Raw genomic sequence first — 18,863 nt, forward strand, 5'->3', positions numbered from 1 at the left:
AGCTTGGGGGAACATTTGGGGGTTCTTTACTCCCCGCACCTTTCCAATAGAAAATTGAATCAATTGACTATTTCAAAGGTGAGAGTTCTTTCCTGCACCATTAGGTTGTTCGCTTTCGTCCTCGAAAGCTGGAAAAACCTTTAAAAATGTGCTGATTATAAGACGCTGAGTTCAACTCCGTCCGCCGGAGTCCACCCGCATCCGCCCTCGTTGGGGGGGGCATTTGAGGGGATTTCTCAGCGGTGCGGTCCTAGTTTTAGGACAGACGCGATGGCACTTTTGGATAGGCGCCTTCTGACTATCACAGCAGGCGAAGAATAAAGATTAGGATTTCGGTCCGCACGACTGAACCTAAAATTCCGCCTTCAATCTGAGACACAAATTGAAGGCGGAATGTAGCTTTCTTTAGTAGCGGTAATGATCCGGTTTGAACGGGCCATCGACCGGCACGCCGATATAGTCAGCCTGTTCCTGGTTCAGCACGGTCAGTTTCGCACCGAGCTTGGCCAGGTGCAGCAGGGCAACCTTTTCGTCGAGGTGCTTCGGCAGGGTGTAGACCGACTTGTCATAGGTCTTGCCGTTCACCCACAGTTCAATCTGCGCCAGGGTCTGGTTGGTGAACGAGGCCGACATGACGAAGGACGGGTGTCCGGTGGCGTTGCCCAGGTTCACCAGGCGACCTTCGGAGAGGACGATGATCTTCTTGCCGTCGGGGAATTCGACGTGGTGGACCTGCGGCTTGATTTCGTCCCACTTGAAGTTGCGAAGGGCGGCAATCTGGATTTCCGAGTCGAAGTGGCCGATATTGCAGACGATGGCGTTGTGCTTCATCTCGCGCATGTGCTCCAGGCGCAGCACGTCCTTGTTGCCGGTGCAGGTAACGAAGATATCGGCCGTAGCGGCCACTTCCTCGACCGTACGGACCTCATAGCCTTCCATGGCGGCCTGAAGCGCGCAGATCGGATCGACTTCGGTGACGATCACGCGCGCGCCGCCATTGCGCAGGCTCGCGGCCGAACCCTTGCCAACATCGCCATAGCCGAGCACGACCGCGACCTTGCCCGCCAGCATGACGTCGGTGGCCCGGCGGATGGCGTCAACCAGGGATTCGCGGCAGCCATAGAGGTTGTCGAACTTCGACTTGGTGACCGAGTCATTGACATTGATGGCCGGGAACGGCAGGTCGCCCTTCTGCGCCATGGCATAGAGGCGGTGAACGCCCGTGGTGGTTTCTTCGGAAACACCCTTGATGGCGTCACGGATGGCCGAATAGAAGCCGGGCTTTTCCTTGAGGTAGCGCTTCATCACGGTGTAGAGCGCTTCTTCTTCCTCGTTCTGCGGATTGTCGAGCAGGGCCGGGTTTTGCTCGGCCTTCGGACCCAGTACGCAGAGAAGCGTGGCGTCGCCACCGTCATCGAGGATCAGGTTCGGATAACCGCCGTCATGCCATTCAAATATCTTGTGGGCGTAGTCCCAGTATTCTTCCAGGGTTTCGCCCTTGATGGCGAAGACCGGCGTGCCTTTGGCGGCGATGGCGGCGGCGGCGTGATCCTGCGTCGAGAAGATGTTGCACGACGCCCAGCGCACTTCGGCGCCGAGGGCCTGCAGGGTTTCGATCAGCACGGCGGTCTGGATCGTCATATGCAGCGAACCGGCGATGCGCGCGCCCTTCAGCGGCTTGTCCTTACCGAACTCCTCGCGCGTGGCCATCAGGCCCGGCATTTCGCCCTCGGCGATGTCGATTTCCTTGCGCCCAAAGGCGGCGAGCGAGAGGTCTTTTACAATATAGTCGGCCATGATCAGATTCCGTTTCAAGAGATATGAGACGGCTTATAACGATCCGGCAGCGAATTGGCAATAAACATATAAAGATATCTTTATATGGCGTCGGAAGTCGGTGCCAGCCACAGCCTTCCGGCCGGCACATCCCAGTAGGTATGCAGACGCCTGAGAACATCCAGGCCGAGCGTGACATCGTGTTCCAGCACATTGTCGGAAATCTCGGCGGAGAGGTCATGGAATGCCATGCCGCCGATATGGATATCGCGGACCGGGCTCAGGGTGAGCGTGCGCAAGCCGTTGATATCGCCGCCCAGGGCCGTGGATTGCGGGCGACCGTCCAGCAGGCCGTTCCGCTTCGCCCAATGCCTTCGCAGGATCAGCGCGGTATTGGCGCCTGTATCAAGACTGGCGCGGACCGGCTGGCCTTCCAGTTGGATATCCACTACCAGAGCGCCCTTCGGACTACGCGACAAGGGAATTGACCTCATGCCATTCGCCGGCCGCTGGCGTCGGAAACTGGCGCGCTGAGCCGGGCCATCGAGATCGAGCGGAAAGGATGACAGGATATCGCGTCCGATCAGCATATCCGAGGTCAAACCGGCCTGCCGCATCGGCAGGATCATGACAGGCGCCGTGTAGGCCGCATCACCCGCACGGATATGTACCGGCGCACTTTCACCCGCGGTAATCTGCCCATAGACGGCCTGCCCCCGCCGTTCGCTGATCGCATTGAGCCCGAGGTTTTCGGCAACCCCGGCATCCATCAGGGTGGCGCTGGCGCCGCAATCGAGAATACCCTGCAAGAATTGGCCGCCCACCATGACCGGCATAATCAGGCCCTCATTAGTCAGGCGCAGATCGAAGCCCACGGCTTCCGCGCGAGCCATGGAAGCGGTAAAGCCGAGGGCCGTAAAGGCAGTCAGAATCTGGCGGCGGTCGAGAGTCATGGCGGCAGAATATTAGCCGAAATGAGCAGAATTTGGGTGCCGGCATGGCGCAATTGGACTAATCAAGGCGCAAAGCTAAGGATTTGATGATGAACGCACCCGCTTTTTTACTCCGTCATGACTGGTCAAAGGACGAGATCGCCGCCCTTTTCGATCTGCCCTTTATGGAACTGGTCTTTCAGGCCGCCACGGTGCATCGCCAGCATTTTGATCCGTCCGAGGTGCAGCTCTCGCAGCTCCTTTCGGTGAAAACCGGCGGCTGCGCGGAAAACTGCGGCTACTGTTCGCAATCGGCGCATTTCGATACCGGCCTGAAAGCCGGCAAGCTGATGGCGGTCGAAAAGGTGCTATCGGAAGCGCGGGCGGCAAAAGGCAGCGGGGCACAGCGCTTCTGCATGGGGGCGGCCTGGCGCGACCTGAAGGACCGCGACGTACCGGCGCTGGCCGCCATGATTGGCGGGGTCAAGGCTATGGGCCTGGAGACCTGCGCCACGCTCGGCATGATCACGCCCGATCAGGCGCAGGCGCTGAAAGACGCCGGCCTCGACTATTACAACCACAATCTCGATACCTCACCGGAATATTACGATTCCGTGGTCACAACACGGACCTATCAGGAGCGGCTGGATACGCTGCAAGCCGTTTCCGACGTCGGCATGAAGACCTGCTGCGGCGGCATTATGGGGATGGGCGAGGCGCGCGCGGACCGGGTGTCATTCCTGCACCAGTTGGCCACCCTGCCGCATCATCCGGATTCCATCCCGATCAATAATCTGGTGGCCATTTCCGGCACGCCGCTGGGTGACAAGGTCGGAAATGATGGCGGGATTTCCGGCATCGAATTTGTCCGGACGATCGCCGTAGCGCGCATCCTCTGCCCGAAGTCGATGGTGCGGCTATCGGCCGGCCGCAACGAGATGAGCGAGGAATTGCAGGCCCTGTGTTTTCTGGCCGGCGCCAATTCGATCTTTATCGGCGACACGCTTCTGACCACGCCCAATCCGCAACCCGGCACCGACGCCCACCTGCTGCGCGAACTGGGCTTAAGGCCGATGGGTGTCATAGAAAATTGACGTTCGGCGTGCTATCTTCAAGGCTATGAAAACAGAAAAGAAAACGGCAGCCCCCCAAATCTCCGCCGCTGAAATTGTCCGCCAGTTGCGCCAGATCTATGACGAAGCCGTGGCTGCGCTCCAGGCCGATCTGCAAGCCTATCTTTCCACCCGTCAGAAACCGTCGCGGCCTTTACGCGATGCCGGGCGCTACTGCTATCCCAAGCTGGCGATCGTCTGGAAGGGTGTGCTCGATGACGAAGACGAGGCGCTGGTCATGGCCAACCGTCATCCGGAGGTCAATCGCGCCTATGCCCGCTTTTCGCGCCCCGGAACCTATTCCTCCTCGATCACCCGGCCGGATATTTTCGGCGACTATATCGAGGAACAACTCGATCTGCTGATCCGCGACTATGGCGCTGAATGCACGGTGTCTCTGTCCGATCAGGAAATCCCCTATCCGTATGTGCTCGACGGTGCCGGGCTTGATCTCAACAGCGTTTCGGCCATCGATCTCTCCCGCCATTTCCCGGCCACCGAACTGGCCCTGATCGGCAATGAGGTGGCCGACGGTATTTCGTTCATCGACGCCGAGGGCCATCATCCGCTGGTGTTGTTCGATGGGCTGCGCAGCGATTTTTCCATCGCGCGCCTGAAGCATTATACCGGCACCCCAGCCGAACATACCCAGGGCTATATCCTGCTGACCAACTATAACCGCTATGTCGATGTCTTCGTCGCCTACGCGCTGGAGCAGTTGAAAAAGCCGGAAAGTCCTTACACGGCCCTGTCTTGCTGCGGCAATTTCACCATCACGAAGGATACCCCCGATCCGGAGGCGATGATCGCTAACTCACCGTGGCGCAAGCACCAGATGCCGGCGTATCACCTGATGGCGCCCGGCCGGCAGGGCATTTCGCTGGTCAATATCGGCGTTGGCCCGTCCAATGCCAAGAACATCACCGATCACCTCGCTGTCATGCGGCCGCACGCCTGGCTGATGATCGGCCATTGCGGGGGCCTGCGCGCCTCACAAAGCATCGGCGACTATGTGCTGGCCCATGCCTACCTGCGCGACGACCATGTGATGGACGATGTGCTGCCGATCGAGATTCCCATTCCACCGATCGCCGAAGTGCAGCAGGCATTCCATCAGGCGGCGGTGCGCGTCACCGGCCAGGATGGCGAAGACCTGAAAAAGCGCCTGCGCACCGGCACGGTGGTCACCACCGACGACCGCAACTGGGAACTGAAATATTCGCTGTCAGCCCGCCGGTTTTCGCAATCGCGCGCCATCGCCATCGATATGGAATCGGCCACCCTGGCGGCCCAAGGTTATCGTTTCCGCGTCCCCTACGGCACGCTCCTCTGCGTTTCCGACAAGCCGCTGCACGGTGAACTGAAACTGCCGGGCCAGGCCAATCATTTCTATGAACGCGCCATCGCCGAACATATCCGTATCGGCATCGAGACGGTCGGCATATTGCGCGACTTCGGTCCGAAACTGCACAGCCGCAAGCTCAGGGCGTTTGACGAGCCGCCGTTCAGGTAATTCATTAAGCTCCTCCCCCGGTGCCAAGGACCGCGAAGCGGTGGAGAGGTAAACAACAGACAACCGCGATTGTGGCTTTACCCCTCCGTCTCGACTTAGCTAACGCTTGCTCGACACCTCCCCTCCAAGAGGGGGGGATCAAAAGAAAAAGGAGCGGGTTGCTGTTAAGGCAAACCGCTCCAGTCAGATCAATGGACCTCCATCCATAGGCTGTAACCGGTGCGGGCGGGCGTCATCTGACGCGGGCTTGTCGACAGGGGTTACATCCTGATATGATTGTGCGCCTTCTGGCCCTCACTATCGAATCAAGTTGCTGTGAATGTTGCCGTTTTCGGCCGTCTCCCTTTCCACTGCTGCGCAAAAAAAACTGCCTTACGAGGCGGTGGGCGCACGGCTGGAAGGCTGGCTGGACCACGCCTTTGCCGCCGGTTTTCTGTCCGATGGCGGTGCCCTCGGTCGGTATAGCTACCTGGTGGCACAGCCTGTCGCAAAATCGCACCTGGCCTGTGACGATCCGCGCGAAACGGCTGATTTTCTGCGCGAAGCGACCGCCCCCATCACGGCCGATCACCACCGCAGTGATCTGCCACCGTTTTCCGGCGGGCTGGTCGGCATGGCCGCCTTCGAGCTGGGCCTGCGGCTGGAGGGCATGAAGCGCCGACCCTTCCGCATCGAGGGCCGCCAGCCGTGGCCCGAACTGGTCATGCTGTGCTATCCGGCGGTTATAGCTTTTGATCATCACGAGCGCACCCTGACCGCTATCGGGCGGGGGGCAAGCCTTGCCGAGGCCGAGGCCGCGCGCGACGCCCTGGCGGCGCTCTATTCCGCAACCCCCGCATCCGCTCCGCACACTGCGCCCTTTACCGAAAGGCCCCTCGACCTCGAAACACCGGACGAGGTCCACGAAGATAAAGTAGCCGCGCTGGTGCGGCAGATCCACGCCGGCGATCTGTTTCAGGCCAATCTGGCGCGCGGCTGGAGCGGTCGGCTGAAACCAGGCGCCAGCCCCGGCCGGTTGATGGCGGCGCTGCATCACAAGGGCGCCGCCCCTTTCGGCGGCTTCCTGACTCTTGGCGATCGGGCGGTCCTGTCCAACAGTCCGGAACGCTTTATCGCGCTGGACAGCAAAGGCCACCTGGAAACTCGCCCGATCAAGGGCACCCGGCCGCGTGGCCAGACACCGGATGAAGACGCGGCCCTGGCCGTCGAGCTTTCCGCCAGTGCGAAAGACCGCGCCGAAAACCTGATGATCGTCGACCTGATGCGCCACGATCTCTCCAAGGTGGCGGAAGTCGGCAGCGTAAAGGTCACCGCGCTGAATGCATTGGAATCTTATCCCAATGTCCACCATCTCGTCTCGACCGTCACGGCGCAACTCCAGACTGGAAAGACAGCCGCCGATGTGTTGTGTGCCACCTTCCCGCCCGGCTCGATTTCCGGCGCCCCCAAGGTACAGGCCATGAAGGTGATCTGTGAGATGGAGGCGGCGCGCGGCCCCTATTGTGGGTCGCTGTTCTTCATCGATGCCGGCGGCGCCATGGACTCAAACGTGCTGATCCGTACCCTGGCGCTGGAAAAAGATGAGGCCGGCTGGCATTTTCGCGCGGCGGCCGGCGGCGGCATCGTGGCCGACAGCGACCCGATAGCCGAGCGCTTGGAGACCGAAACCAAGCTGTCCCTGATCAGATCGGTTTTGGAGGGTTAGGGGCACAACGGGCAGGTGACCTCCGAGCCATTGCGCGGATGGTGCATGAAGGTGTCCTTGAAGACGGTGCCCGTCTTGAAGAAATTGCCGATGGGCGAATCGTAATCGTATTCCACCTCGGTCAGGATCAGGCTTTCACCGACCGCAATCTGATCGGTCGTGATATCCGTGATCGCCTTGTCAGTGTTGGTATGCTTGGTCCAGTTGGAAGGCTCGCTCCAGTCCACCGTCGCCTTTTTCGTGCTTTGCATCGTCACCGATGTCAGGCGAATTCTCAAGGAGGTGCCGCTGGTCGGGAAAGGGTCCAGCATATTGGCGCCGATCGCCCACAGATCGGTGATATTGGTCGGCGTCAGGGTTTGCGACTGCGCCGCCAGATCGCCTACCGTGGCGGCCAGGTGCGAGACGCGGCGCGCGGCCATCATGCCGAGCGTCAGTTCGGCCATGCCGAGATAAAGCAGGATAAGAATCGGGGCGACCAGGGCGAATTCAATGGCGGAGACGCCGCAGCCGTCAGCGGCGAAGCGTTTGCCAAAGGCTTTCAGCGTGACCAGGCGGTTGAGGCGGCGCAGGGAGATCATGTTAAAACGGCTCGTTTCTGAAAACGGCTTTGGCGGAGACAACCGCATCGTTATTGCCCAGCTTGGAAAGGGCGCCATCGAGCAGGGGCGTGATCAGCGGCCATTCGTAATAGACGCGCACCATTTGGATTCTGGAGCCCGGACCGATATTGAAGTTGAAACTGGATGCCTTGAATTTGCCATCCTCGATCGGCGGCGGCGCATTCGACAGGTCGGCAAAGCTGCTGTAGGTCTGGACATCGACCTGAAGGCTGCTGATGCAGTTGCCGCCCAACCAGCCCATCTTGTCACAGATCTTCTGCTTGAACTGCTCAACACTGGTATTGGCATTGGTGGTCAGGCCCGTGCGGATATCCCGCGATGCCCTGTCCGTGGCGTTATCGAGCGTAACCGATACCAGGAAAATCAGCGCCAGTTCGGCGCAGGCGCAGATCAGGAAGATCAAGGGACCGGCCACGAGTGCGAACTCCACTGCGGTGGAACCGCGCGTGTCTTTCAGGCCCCGAATGGCCCTACGAAGGTCCGCAAGCCTGGCTCGCATGGTGGTTTTCGCGCCCCTGTTTCAATAGTCGCCCCCAGATTACAGTGTCGCGGTCAATAGTCCGTTAAAGCCGGTTTACAATTGTCACCGGCCAGGGACACAGGTCTTACGGCGTGACGCCCGCTGCCGCTGGCGTGCCAAGCGCGACCGGCGAACTGGTGCCGGCATTGCTGCTGCCGGTGTCTTCCGAGGTGCAGATCGTCGAACAGACCATCAATGACGGGGTCAGGCCCTTGTAAACGGTGATGGCGCCCTTTTGCGAGGCGGTGACCACCACCTCGCCATCGAATAGCGGACGGCCCATCTGATCGGTAATGATGACGCTGGAATTTCCGAAGCCCTTGCCGACAATATATACGGTGCGGGAATCGACAACGTTAACATCGGCGATGTCCGGATTGGCAACAATGACCGAACCCGCCGCGCCATTCAGCGATATGCGCGCCGAATGGTTCTTCTCAACCACCAGGCGCTGGGCAGCGGAAGCGCTCGAAGCGATGCCTGAAGAAATGAAAGCGGCGGCGAGCACAAAGGCCATCACGCCAGTCGATTTGATATTCATGTGTTTCATTATCCAAATGGCTCGTGTTTCGCAGGTCACCCGAAACCGTTTCGGTCCCTTCAGTGACTTTATAAGGATCATGCGTAAGGCCCGCGTTAGGAAACAGGCTAAATAAGATTTGTTTAAATTTGTTAAACGCAATATTAACATGAAAAAATACGCATTAATACAACGATAAATATCGTTAAATCAAATTAAGGTTAATTCAATTTAATAGTAACCGCAGATTAACTATAGAATAATTTTATTTTCATTTGATTGTTTACTTCAATTTAATCATGGCTTGCTAATTTGATCTCGTGTTCGGGGGCAAATGAGCCGTTTACTCGGTACCCGATACGAAAATGGTTCACTTGCTTTAAAATTATCCAGGAGAAATCACATGACCAAGTTCTTCAATCGCTTTGCCAAGGACGAATCCGGCGCCACCGCCATCGAGTATGGCCTGATCGCCGCTCTGATCGCCGTCGCCCTGATCACCGTTCTGGGCGCTGTCGGCACCAACCTCGGCCTGACCTTCACCAAGATCTCCGACTCTGTGAAGCCGGCCGCCTAAGCCTAAAAGCTTAGTCCTGACGGACTGAAAGTATTCGGGCCGCAGACGAAACACTGTCTGCGGCCCGTTCTTTTTAGCCCCTATACTTGCAGGTGCAGGCAGATGTTCAAGCAATTTCTGGCGGATGAAAGTGGCGCAACAGCCATCGAATACGGCCTGATCGCCGGTCTGATCTTTCTCGCCATCGTCAGTGCGGTTCATTACTACACTGAAAGTACTGAGGCTATGTATAACAAGATCGGGACCGCTGTCGGGGGCGCGACAAACCCCGGCTGATAAGCACTGCTTAACCCGGACCTGCTACTTACACACGGCCACTCATCTCGTTCGAGGTACTGTCCGTGTCGATAACCATACTGCTGGCCTGTCTGTATCCGATCGCGCTTTTCTGGGCCGCAGTGTCTGATCTCACCACCATGACCATTCCCAACCGCCTGACCCTTGGCCTGGCGGTTCTTTTCGTGCCGGTCGGCCTGCTGGCCCATCTCAGCCTGTCGCAATGGGGCATCCATCTCGGCCTGGGCCTCGCCGGACTGGTGCTCGGCATGACGCTTTTCGCCCTGCGTTTCATGGGCGGCGGCGACGCCAAGCTGATCGCGGCGGCCTCTTTGTGGCTTGGCCTTCATGGCTTTGTGGCCCTGCTTCTCTATACGGCGATCTTCGGCGGAGTCCTGACCCTGGGCCTGCTGGCCCTGCGCCAGTTCTTCTCGCTTTATGCTCCCAAACTGCCGCACTGGCTCGGCCAGCATCTGGAGCCGAAGGGTGGTATTCCCTATGGCATCGCCATCTGCGTCGGCGGCATCGCCGCCCTGTGGCAGAGCGATTTCATGAGCAGCCTGCTGCCCCTGCCGGCGCTCTAGGTTTGCGGCACCGGACGCCAAAATCCGGAAACCTTCATGAATCTAAAGAATTATGCGCCCGCACACTTTCTTTAGTCGGACGTTAACTAACCTTAAGCGAAGATTCCTTAAGTTCAATTTCGCAGATGATTTGGCCCGCATGACGCGGACTGCCGGATTTTCTCAGAGTCAGATTTTCTCAGGGGATATGGGGTCAATGAAGACGTCACGCTACGCCGTTATCGGTCTCGCGGCCATCGCGGCGCTGATCCTGGCCTTTCTGGTGCGCGGCATGATGGCCGGCAGCGGATCGCACAAGGCCGAAGCCTCCGTCCAGGCGCCGCCGGCGCAACCCACCGTCCGCGTGCTCGTCGCCGCCCGCGACCTGCCCGCCGGCGCCCGCATCACCGAGGCCGATCTCAACTGGCAGGACTGGCCGGTCAATACCCTGAACCCTGCCTACATTGTCGATGGCGGCGCGCCCGCCGCCGCGGCTCCGGCCGCCGGCAGCGAAGATGCTGCGGCAAAGAAGGGCGATTCTAAAGAGGGCCCCGTCGCCGTCAAGAAGCCCGGCAGCGAACTGGTCCAGGCCGTCGCCGACAAGGTGGCGCCGTCTCCCACCAAGGAAGCCTATGTTGGCGGCGTGACGCGCGAAGCCATTCTCGCCAACGAGCCGATCATCGACGCCAAGATCGTCCGCGCCGACGAAGGCGGCTATATGGCCGTCATGCTCAGCCCCGGTATGCGCGCCCTGGCCGTGCCGGTGAGCGTCGATAATACTGCCGGCGGCTTCATCCTGCCCGGCGACCGCGTCGATATCCTCGTCACCCATCAGACGCCGCGCACGACGGGCGGCGGCACGATCGATTCGGTCCAGCCGGTCCTGCGCAATATCCGCGTGCTGGCCATCGATCAGCAGGTCAATGTCGAAGAAGGCAAGCAGAGCGTCATCGGCGCTACCGCCACGCTCGAAGTGTCGCCCTCTGACGGCCAGGTTGTTACCCTGGCAAAAGCATCCGGCACCCTGTCCCTGATGCTGCGTTCCTATGCCGATGCCGCCGGTCCGTCCGGCGCCGTGGCTGCTGCGCCCACTGGCGCCGGCGACAAATCGGTGCGCGTCTTCCGACCCGACCAGACCACAGAGGTAATGGTGTCACGATGATCTCTCTCACCCGTCCCCTTGCCATAAAAGCGGGCCTGAGCGCCGCGGTTCTGGTATGTCTCCTTGGCGCGGCATCCGTTTCGGCGGAGCCGCGCACCTACGCATCCACCGGCGGCCTTCAGGTCCATACGCAAACCGCGTCGGTCAAGACGCAGGTTCTGAACCTCTCCAAGGGCCGTTCGGCGGTCATCGACCTGCCGGTCGACGCCAGCGATGTCTTCGTCTCCAACCCCGCCGTTGCCGACGCCGTGCTGCGCACGCCGCGCCGCATCTTCGTGCTCGGTGTGGCCAACGGCCAGTCCGACGCCATCTTCTTCGATGGTATGGGGCGCCAGATCCTCAACCTGTCGATCATTGTCGATGCCCCGACGGATGGCCTGGCCGACGCGGTCCAGCGCCTCTTCCCCGGCACCCATGTGGAGGTCCAGAGCGTCAACGGCCATGTCGTTCTGTCAGGCATCGCGCATGATGCCGGCGAATCCGACCAGATCGGCCGTCTGGCCGCCAGCTTCGCCGGCTCTCCCGATAATGTGCTCAACCTGATGACCATCGCCGGCAAGGACCAGGTGACGCTCAAGGTGCGCATCGTCGAGGTCAACCGCTCGTCGATCAAGCAACTGGGGCTGTCCAGTTCCATCACCTATAATGACGGCACCAAATCCTATTCCTTTGGCCGTCCCAATACCTACGGCGCCAATGGCAGCTATCAGGGTGGCAAGGGCCTTTGCTATGGCCAGGCCAAGACCGCGACCTTTGACGGCTCCACAACCACCACAACCACCAACGGCGGCACGACCACCACGGTTACGAATGCCGGCAAGCTGGCCAACGGCACCAGCAGCGATGCCTGCCTTGAAGCCTTTGAACATGCCGGCCTGGCCCGCACCCTGGCCGAACCCAACCTGACGGCGGTTTCCGGTGAGTCGGCCAAGTTCCTGGCCGGCGGCGAATTCCCCGTGCCGACCGGCGAAGACGACCAGGGCCGCGTCACCATCGAGTTCAAGCCCTTCGGTGTCGGCCTCGGCTTTACACCTGTGGTGCTTTCCGGCGGCCGCATCTCGCTCAAGATGTCGACGGAGGTCTCTGAACTGACCAATACCGGCGCCTTTACCGTCACCGGCGGCGTCACCATTCCGGCGCTCAGCGTCCGTCGCGCCGAAACCACGGTCGAGATGCAGTCCGGTTCATCGCTGATGATCGCCGGCCTGTTGCAGTCGAAATTCAAGGAAAGCCTCGATTCCCTGCCGGGCATGACCTCCCTGCCGGTTCTGGGCTCGCTGTTCCGCTCGCGTGACTTCCTCAATGACGAAACCGAGATGGTCGTGCTGGTCACGCCCTATATCGTCGACCCCACCAACCCCGACGCCATGCAGACGCCGGCCGACAACCTCCAGGCCGCCGGCGACATGAGCGCCACCTTCATGGGGCAACTCAACAAGATCGTCAAACCGGCCGCCGTTGCCTCCGGGCAGCCCCCCGAGCCTTATCAGGCGCCCGTCGGCTACGTGATTGAATAGGACACAGGCATGACACATCTTTTACGTCCTTTGGCCTTGACCACCGTCCTGCTTACGGCTCTTTCGCTCGCCGGCTGCGCCACCGATTCCGGCAAGGCAGGCAGCATGGCCCTGACGGCGCCGACGCCCACCGAGCAGTATCCGCTTCAGGCGCAGACGATGACTAAAACCATCAACCTGCGCATCAATCCGAACGGCCTGTCGGGCAACCAGCGCATAGCGCTCGACCAGATCGCCCAAAAGGCAGGCTGGACCTCCGGCGCGCCGGTAAATGTCGAAATCATCACCAGCGGCGATCCGGCCGCCATCGCCGCCGGACGCACAGTCGGCGACTATCTGGTCGATAACGATGTCGCCGCAACCAGCCTGTCGCAACTGAGCCAGGCCGGTCAGCCTGCCGATATCGTCACGGTCAATATCGTCGATTACCGCGCCCGCACCTATGCCTGTGGCCAGACCTGGGAAAACCTGGCGGCCACGCGCAACAACACGCCTTACCAGAACTTCGGCTGCGCCGTTTCTTCCAACCTGGCGGCCCAGATCGCCGATCCGCGCGACCTGCAGACACCGAGGGCCGCTACATCGGCGGACATGGGACGCCGTTCCGTGGTGTTCGACAAGTACCGCAAGGGCGACGTCACGTCTTCGGCGAAGGACGACAACGCCACGGGCGCCATTTCCAACGCGATCAAGTAGAGCAAGGCAGATCATGGCAAACCCCGCCAAACATAATGACCCCTTCGACAGCCTTGATGACCTGGACGATGAGTTCGTCGACTACAAGGCCAGGCTCGATGCCGAGGACGACTATGCCGTGGACAGCTACGCGGCGCCGTATGCGGCGGAAACCCCGGCGCGTGATCCGTTTGCCGACGCGTTCGACGACGAGCCGGAAGCACTCCCGGCCGACCTGCAACGCCAGGCTTTCGCGGCCCCGGCCTCCGGATCGGCCGCCCCTTTGAGTTTGCGTGAACCGACCGGCCTGCATTTCAGCCATGATGATGAGGATATCGGCGCGATTTCCATTCCGCGCATCGCCATACACTTCTTCCCGGACAATGAAGGCTCGGTCGCGGCCTGTGACGCGGCGGCGCTCGACCGCCGCATGACACGCGCCCAGTCTCTGGTTCGGCGCGGCGGTATGGCCGAGGCGATCGAAACCTACCGCAACGAGCCCACCCCCTCGCTGATCTTCGTCGAAAGCGCCGCGCGCGGCCGCGACCTGCTCGATCAGCTTGGCCAGCTTGCCGAGGTGTGCGACGCCAATACCAAGGTGGTGGTCATCGGCGCGCATAACGACATTTCCCTTTACCGCGAACTGATCCGCCAGGGCGTCAGCGACTACCTGGTAGCGCCGATCCAGCCGATGCAGTTGATCAAATCAATCGCTACCCTGTTCAACGATCCGGAAACGCCCTTCGTCGGCCGCACCATCGCCTTTGTCGGCGCGCGCGGCGGCGCCGGTTCTTCCTCCATCGCCCACAACTTCGCCTACAATCTCAGCGAACAGATGCAGTCGAACACGGTCATCGTCGATTACGACCTGCCGTTCGGCACTGCCGGCCTCGATTTCAACCAGGATCCGCTGCAGGGCATGGCCGAGGCGCTGAACGAACCGGACCGCCTCGATTCCGTGCTGCTCGACCGGATGCTGGCCAAATGCACCGATCGCCTGTCGCTCTTTTCGGCCCCGGCTGCCCTCGACCAGGACTATACCGCCGACCAGGACGCCTATGACGAGGTGACGCGCAAGGTGCGTTCCGCCGCGCCCTACATCGTCATGGACCTGCCGCACCTGTGGTCGCCGTGGCTGAAGGCGAACCTGATCGCCGCCGACGAGGTCGTTATCGTGGCCACGCCAGACCTGGCCTCTTTGCGCAACGCCAAGAACATCATCGACCTGCTCAAGCATTCCCGCCCCAATGACTCCGCGCCGAAACTGGTGCTGAACCAGACCGAGATGCCGGGCCGTCCGGAAATTCCGGTCAAGGATTTCACCGCTGCGCTCGGCATCGAGCCCTGCGCCCTGATTCCTTTCGACGCCAAGCTGTTCGGCCAGGCGTCAAACAACGGTCAGATGCTGAGCGAGGTCGCGCCCACTGGCAAGGTGGCCGATGCCATGGCGCAACTGACGGCCCGCATCACCGGCCGCAATCCGGAACCGAAAACCAAGAAATCGTCCTCCTTCCTGGGCAATCTGTTTAAGAAGTGAGGTTCTGAACGTGTTTGGTAAACGTCCGACCGAAGGAGCTCAAGGGGCAGGTACGCGCGCCCTCGCCGATGCGGCCAGATCCGGCCCGTCGCCGCTGGAGATCCGCGCCCAGGCCCTGAGTGCGGCCCCGCCGCCCGCCTCGGCCCGGTCGGATATCGCCACGCGTCCGCAAACCCTCGACGCCAAAACACCCGCCCAGAACACGGGCGCACCGCGCGCAGCCCTCCCCGAACTGTCGCAGGAAAAGCGTGTTGGTGGGGATAGTGGCGGTGCAGCGGCGGCCAAGCCGAAGCTCGCCCCCAACAAACTGAGCAAGGGTCTGGAGCAGATGCACCAGGCGCAGGCGGTTACCGAGATCGTCCGTGAGCAGTCGGACTATTACCACGCCACCAAGACGGCGATCTTTAACGCCCTGCTCAATACAATTGATTTAAGCCAGCTCGCCTCGCTCGATCATAAGGCCGCCTCCGAGGAAATCCGCGATATCGTCGCCGAACTGGTGGCGATCAAGAACGTGTCAATGTCGGTGGCCGAACAGGACAATCTTGTCCAGGACATCATCAACGACGTCCTGGGCTATGGCCCGCTGGAGCCGCTGCTGGCGCGCGACGATATCGCCGATATTATGGTCAATGGTGCCACGCGCGTCTTTATCGAAGTCGGCGGCAAGGTGCAGCTCACCAATGTGCGCTTCCGCGACAACCAGCAACTGATGAACATCTGCCAGCGCATCGTGTCGCAGGTCGGCCGGCGCGTTGATGAAAGCTCGCCGGTCTGTGACGCCCGCCTGCCTGATGGTTCCCGCGTCAACGTCATCGCCCCGCCGCTGGCGCTCGATGGCCCCACGCTCACCATCCGGAAATTTAAAAAAGACAAGCTGACCATGCGCAACCTGGTGGAGTTCGCCTCCATCAGTCCGGAAGGGGCACGCGTGCTCGGCGTCATCGGCGCCTCGCGTTGCAACGTCCTGATCTCCGGCGGTACGGGCTCCGGCAAGACCACCCTGCTCAATACCCTGACCGCCTTTATCGATCCGACTGAACGCGTCATCACCTGCGAAGACGCCGCCGAACTCCAGCTCCAGCAACCGCATGTGGTGCGTCTGGAAACGCGCCCGCCCAATCTCGAAGGCCAGGGCACGATCACCATGCGCGACCTGGTCAAGAACTGTCTGCGTATGCGCCCCGAACGCATCATCGTCGGCGAAGTCCGCGGCCCGGAAGCCTTCGACCTGCTCCAGGCCATGAATACCGGCCACGACGGCTCAATGGGCACGCTGCACGCCAACTCGCCGCGCGAAGCCGTGTCGCGTCTCGAATCCATGATCACCATGGGCGGCTACGGCCTGCCCTCACGCACCATCCGTGAGATGATCGTCGGCTCGATCGACGTCATCGTCCAGGCCGCCCGCCTGCGCGACGGTTCGCGCCGCATCACCCACATCACCGAGGTGCTGGGCCTGGAAGGCGATGTCATCGTCACCCAGGACCTGTTCGTCTATGAAATCGAGGGCGAGGACAAGCAGGGCAAGATCATCGGCCGCCACCGTTCCACCGGCATCGGCCGCCCGCGCTTCTGGGACCGCGCCAAATATTACGGCCTCGAACGCGAACTGGCCGAAGCTTTGGATGCGAGTGAATAATCCATGCTCATGACCATCCTGATCGCCTTTCTGGGCTTCGTCATCATCGCCAGCCTCGGCTTCGCCTTCACCGGCGGGGGCGGCGGTTCGGCAGCCCTGACCAAGCGCACCCAAACCATCGGTCTCGGCAGCAATACCCGCACCAAGCAGCGTCAGAAGGCCCAGGCCAAGACCCCCGAAGAGCGCCGCCGGCAGATCACCGAGCAGCTCAAGGAAGCTGACAAGCGCGAACGCAAGGCGCGCCTGACCCTGCGCGCGCGGATGTTGCACGCCGGCGTCACCCCGGATATCACCAAGTTCTGGCTCTATAGCGGCATCCTCGGCGCCGTGGTGTTTGTCATTCCGCTGCTGGCCCTGGGGCACATGCCTTTCCTGGTGCGCCTGCTGATCGCCTGCGGCGCCGCTTTCGCGGCCTGCTATGGTCTGCCGCGCTGGGTGCTCGGAATGATGGCGACACGGCGCATCAAGAAGTTCACCGAAGAATTTCCCAACGCCATGGATATCATCACCCGCGGCATCAAGTCCGGCCTGCCGGTCAATGACGGCCTGAAACTGGTGGCCAAGGAATGCAGCGCGCCGCTCGGTCCGGAATTCCAGCGCCTGGTCGAAAATGTCGGCGTCGGCATGTCGCTTGACGGTGCGCTTGAAAAGATGAGCGAGCATATTCCCGCGCCGGAACTGCGCTTCTTCACCATCGTTATCGCCATCCAGGCCAAGACGGGCGGCAACCTCTCCGAAGCGCTCGGCAACTTGTCAGCCGTGCTGCGTGCGCGCAAGATGATGCGTGAAAAGATCAAGGCACTCTCCTCCGAAGCCATTGCCTCGGCTTCGATCATCGGCGTACTGCCGCCGGGCGTCGGCATCATGATTTCGATCGTGCGTCCGGAATATATCGCGCCGATGTTTACCGATACGCGCGGGCAACTGATGCTGCTGGGCGGCGCGACCTGGATGTTCATGGGCATCATGATGATGCGCAAGATGATCAACTTCAAATTCTAGGGCGAGCAAGCACATGACCGATTTCGCCGCCTTTATCATGACGCCGGGCAACCTGGTCTTCGGGTTCGTCGCCGTCCTCGCCTTCTTCAGCCTGCTGACGCTCGGCCAGAGCCTGACCTCTGGTGACCAGCTCGACAAGCGCATGAAGTCCGTGGCCACTCGTCGCGACGAACTGCGCCGCCTCTCGCGCCAGACCGTGAAGGAAGGCTCCAGCCTGCGCCATACCGACACCAGCCCGTATCGTGCGCTGGTCGAGAAGCTGAACCTCAAGACCCTTCTGGAAGACCCCAAGGTGGTCGATAACCTGGCCACGGCCGGTTTTCGCGGTCCCAAGCCGGTCTCGACCTTCTACTTCTTCCGTTTCGCCATGCCGTTCGTGCTGGGTGCCATCGCCGCCTTCGAGATGTTCGTGATCGATATCGGCCACTATCCGGTACAGATCAAGCTGCTGATCACGGTCGGCGCCTTCGTTATCGGCTATTATGCGCCGAATATCTATATCAAGAACCTGGCCACCAAGCGCCGGACCTCGATCATGCAGGCGTTTCCCGATTCGCTCGACCTGCTGCTGATTTCGGTCGAGGCCGGCATGTCGATCGAAACCGCCCTGCAAAAAGTGGCCGCCGAAATGGGACCTTCCTCCATCGAACTGGCCGAGGAACTGTCCCTGCTGGTGGCCGAACTCTCCTACCTGCCGGAACGCCGGATGGCCTATGAAGGACTATCCAAACGCACCAACCACCCCGGCATCAAGGCCGTCTGCACCGCCATGGTCCAGGCGGAAAAATACGGCACCCCGCTTGGCACCGCCCTGCGCGTCATGGCCAAGGAAAACCGCGAACTGCGCCTTTCGGCGGCCGAGAAAAAAGCGGCGGCCCTGCCAGCCCAGCTTACCGTGCCGATGATCGTCTTCTTCCTGCCGGTACTGTTCCTGGTCATTCTGGGCCCCGTCGTGCTGCGCATTACCGACATGCAGAAGAAGGATCACTCTGCACCGATGATCGGCGACCGCCCGGCGGCTGAGCAGAAGAAGTAAGACGTGGGGTCACAGACCCCACACCCCGTAAGCTATTAGAGCGTTATGACTTTAAGTGGAAGCATAGCCTGAGTTCCTGAAGTAGTTTGCGCATTCGTCTGGAGGAAATCGATCAATGAGTTTTCCGATCTTCCTCCAGACGGTTTCTTTGGTTCGCTCCGCCGCCTTCCTCATG

At 60.8% G+C, this 18,863-nt stretch carries 18 protein-coding genes; 13 read left to right on the forward strand and 5 right to left on the reverse strand.

Going from position 1 to position 18,863, the window contains the following annotated elements; all coding sequences use genetic code 11:
- Window positions 1-405 precede the first annotated feature (405 nt).
- The gene (ahcY, locus tag ACTHND_RS09155) at window positions 406-1,797 is read right to left on the reverse strand and encodes an adenosylhomocysteinase (protein WP_440177639.1); all 1,392 of its coding nucleotides are present in this window, start codon (window positions 1,795-1,797) and stop codon (window positions 406-408) included.
- Window positions 1,798-1,877: 80 nt separating this feature from the next.
- On the reverse strand, window positions 1,878-2,729 hold the full coding sequence (locus tag ACTHND_RS09160) for an aspartyl protease family protein (RefSeq protein WP_440177640.1): 852 nt from the start codon (window positions 2,727-2,729) through the stop codon (window positions 1,878-1,880).
- Between the two features lie 89 nt (window positions 2,730-2,818).
- Here ACTHND_RS09160 and bioB point away from each other — a divergent pair, with 89 nt between their 5' ends.
- The 3 genes from bioB to ACTHND_RS09175 all read left to right on the forward strand — a co-directional run bounded on the left by bioB (window position 2,819) and on the right by ACTHND_RS09175 (window position 7,038).
- Window positions 2,819-3,802, forward strand: a complete 984-nt coding sequence (gene bioB, locus ACTHND_RS09165; RefSeq protein WP_440177641.1) for a biotin synthase BioB — start codon at window positions 2,819-2,821, stop codon at window positions 3,800-3,802.
- Between the two features lie 25 nt (window positions 3,803-3,827).
- Window positions 3,828-5,333: an AMP nucleosidase gene (locus tag ACTHND_RS09170; protein ID WP_440177642.1), complete on the forward strand. Its 1,506-nt coding sequence runs from the start codon at window positions 3,828-3,830 to the stop codon at window positions 5,331-5,333.
- Between the two features lie 319 nt (window positions 5,334-5,652).
- Window positions 5,653-7,038, forward strand: coding sequence for an anthranilate synthase component I family protein (locus ACTHND_RS09175; RefSeq protein WP_440177643.1), 1,386 nt, complete (start codon window positions 5,653-5,655; stop codon window positions 7,036-7,038).
- Here ACTHND_RS09175 and ACTHND_RS09180 read toward each other — a convergent pair.
- The 3 genes from ACTHND_RS09180 to ACTHND_RS09190 form a co-directional block, all read right to left on the reverse strand.
- Window positions 7,035-7,619, reverse strand: coding sequence for a TadE/TadG family type IV pilus assembly protein (locus tag ACTHND_RS09180; RefSeq protein ID WP_440177644.1), 585 nt, complete (start codon window positions 7,617-7,619; stop codon window positions 7,035-7,037). The genes ACTHND_RS09175 and ACTHND_RS09180 overlap by 4 nt on opposite strands.
- A gap of 1 nt (window position 7,620) precedes the next feature.
- Window positions 7,621-8,160, reverse strand: a complete 540-nt coding sequence (locus ACTHND_RS09185; protein WP_440177645.1) for a TadE/TadG family type IV pilus assembly protein — start codon at window positions 8,158-8,160, stop codon at window positions 7,621-7,623.
- A gap of 106 nt (window positions 8,161-8,266) precedes the next feature.
- Window positions 8,267-8,722, reverse strand: a complete 456-nt coding sequence (locus tag ACTHND_RS09190) for a pilus assembly protein N-terminal domain-containing protein (protein ID WP_440177646.1) — start codon at window positions 8,720-8,722, stop codon at window positions 8,267-8,269.
- Window positions 8,723-9,104: 382 nt separating this feature from the next.
- Between ACTHND_RS09190 and ACTHND_RS09195 the strand changes: the two genes are divergently transcribed.
- The 10 genes from ACTHND_RS09195 to ACTHND_RS09240 all read left to right on the forward strand — a co-directional run bounded on the left by ACTHND_RS09195 (window position 9,105) and on the right by ACTHND_RS09240 (window position 18,688).
- Entirely contained in the window at window positions 9,105-9,278 is a 174-nt protein-coding gene (locus ACTHND_RS09195) for a Flp family type IVb pilin (RefSeq protein ID WP_440177647.1), read from the forward strand.
- 102 nt (window positions 9,279-9,380) lie between these two features.
- On the forward strand, window positions 9,381-9,554 hold the full coding sequence (locus ACTHND_RS09200; RefSeq protein ID WP_440177648.1) for a Flp family type IVb pilin: 174 nt from the start codon (window positions 9,381-9,383) through the stop codon (window positions 9,552-9,554).
- Window positions 9,555-9,619: 65 nt separating this feature from the next.
- On the forward strand, window positions 9,620-10,138 hold the full coding sequence (locus ACTHND_RS09205) for an A24 family peptidase (protein WP_440177649.1): 519 nt from the start codon (window positions 9,620-9,622) through the stop codon (window positions 10,136-10,138).
- 196 nt (window positions 10,139-10,334) lie between these two features.
- Window positions 10,335-11,279: a Flp pilus assembly protein CpaB gene (gene cpaB / locus ACTHND_RS09210; protein WP_440177650.1), complete on the forward strand. Its 945-nt coding sequence runs from the start codon at window positions 10,335-10,337 to the stop codon at window positions 11,277-11,279.
- Entirely contained in the window at window positions 11,276-12,796 is a 1,521-nt protein-coding gene (locus ACTHND_RS09215; RefSeq protein WP_440177651.1) for a type II and III secretion system protein family protein, read from the forward strand. Before cpaB ends, ACTHND_RS09215 begins: the two co-directional genes overlap by 4 nt.
- A gap of 9 nt (window positions 12,797-12,805) precedes the next feature.
- Window positions 12,806-13,492 (forward strand): CpaD family pilus assembly protein, encoded by a 687-nt coding sequence (locus ACTHND_RS09220; protein ID WP_440177652.1) that lies wholly within the window; start codon window positions 12,806-12,808, stop codon window positions 13,490-13,492.
- Between the two features lie 13 nt (window positions 13,493-13,505).
- Window positions 13,506-15,008, forward strand: coding sequence for an AAA family ATPase (locus ACTHND_RS09225; protein ID WP_440177653.1), 1,503 nt, complete (start codon window positions 13,506-13,508; stop codon window positions 15,006-15,008).
- A gap of 10 nt (window positions 15,009-15,018) precedes the next feature.
- On the forward strand, window positions 15,019-16,650 hold the full coding sequence (locus ACTHND_RS09230) for a CpaF family protein (protein WP_440177654.1): 1,632 nt from the start codon (window positions 15,019-15,021) through the stop codon (window positions 16,648-16,650).
- A gap of 3 nt (window positions 16,651-16,653) precedes the next feature.
- Entirely contained in the window at window positions 16,654-17,652 is a 999-nt protein-coding gene (locus tag ACTHND_RS09235; protein ID WP_440177655.1) for a type II secretion system F family protein, read from the forward strand.
- A gap of 13 nt (window positions 17,653-17,665) precedes the next feature.
- The gene (locus tag ACTHND_RS09240; protein WP_440177656.1) at window positions 17,666-18,688 is read left to right on the forward strand and encodes a type II secretion system F family protein; all 1,023 of its coding nucleotides are present in this window, start codon (window positions 17,666-17,668) and stop codon (window positions 18,686-18,688) included.
- Window positions 18,689-18,863 lie beyond the last annotated feature (175 nt).

This window comes from Asticcacaulis sp. (assembly GCF_051954415.1).
Lineage (GTDB): Bacteria > Pseudomonadota > Alphaproteobacteria > Caulobacterales > Caulobacteraceae > Asticcacaulis.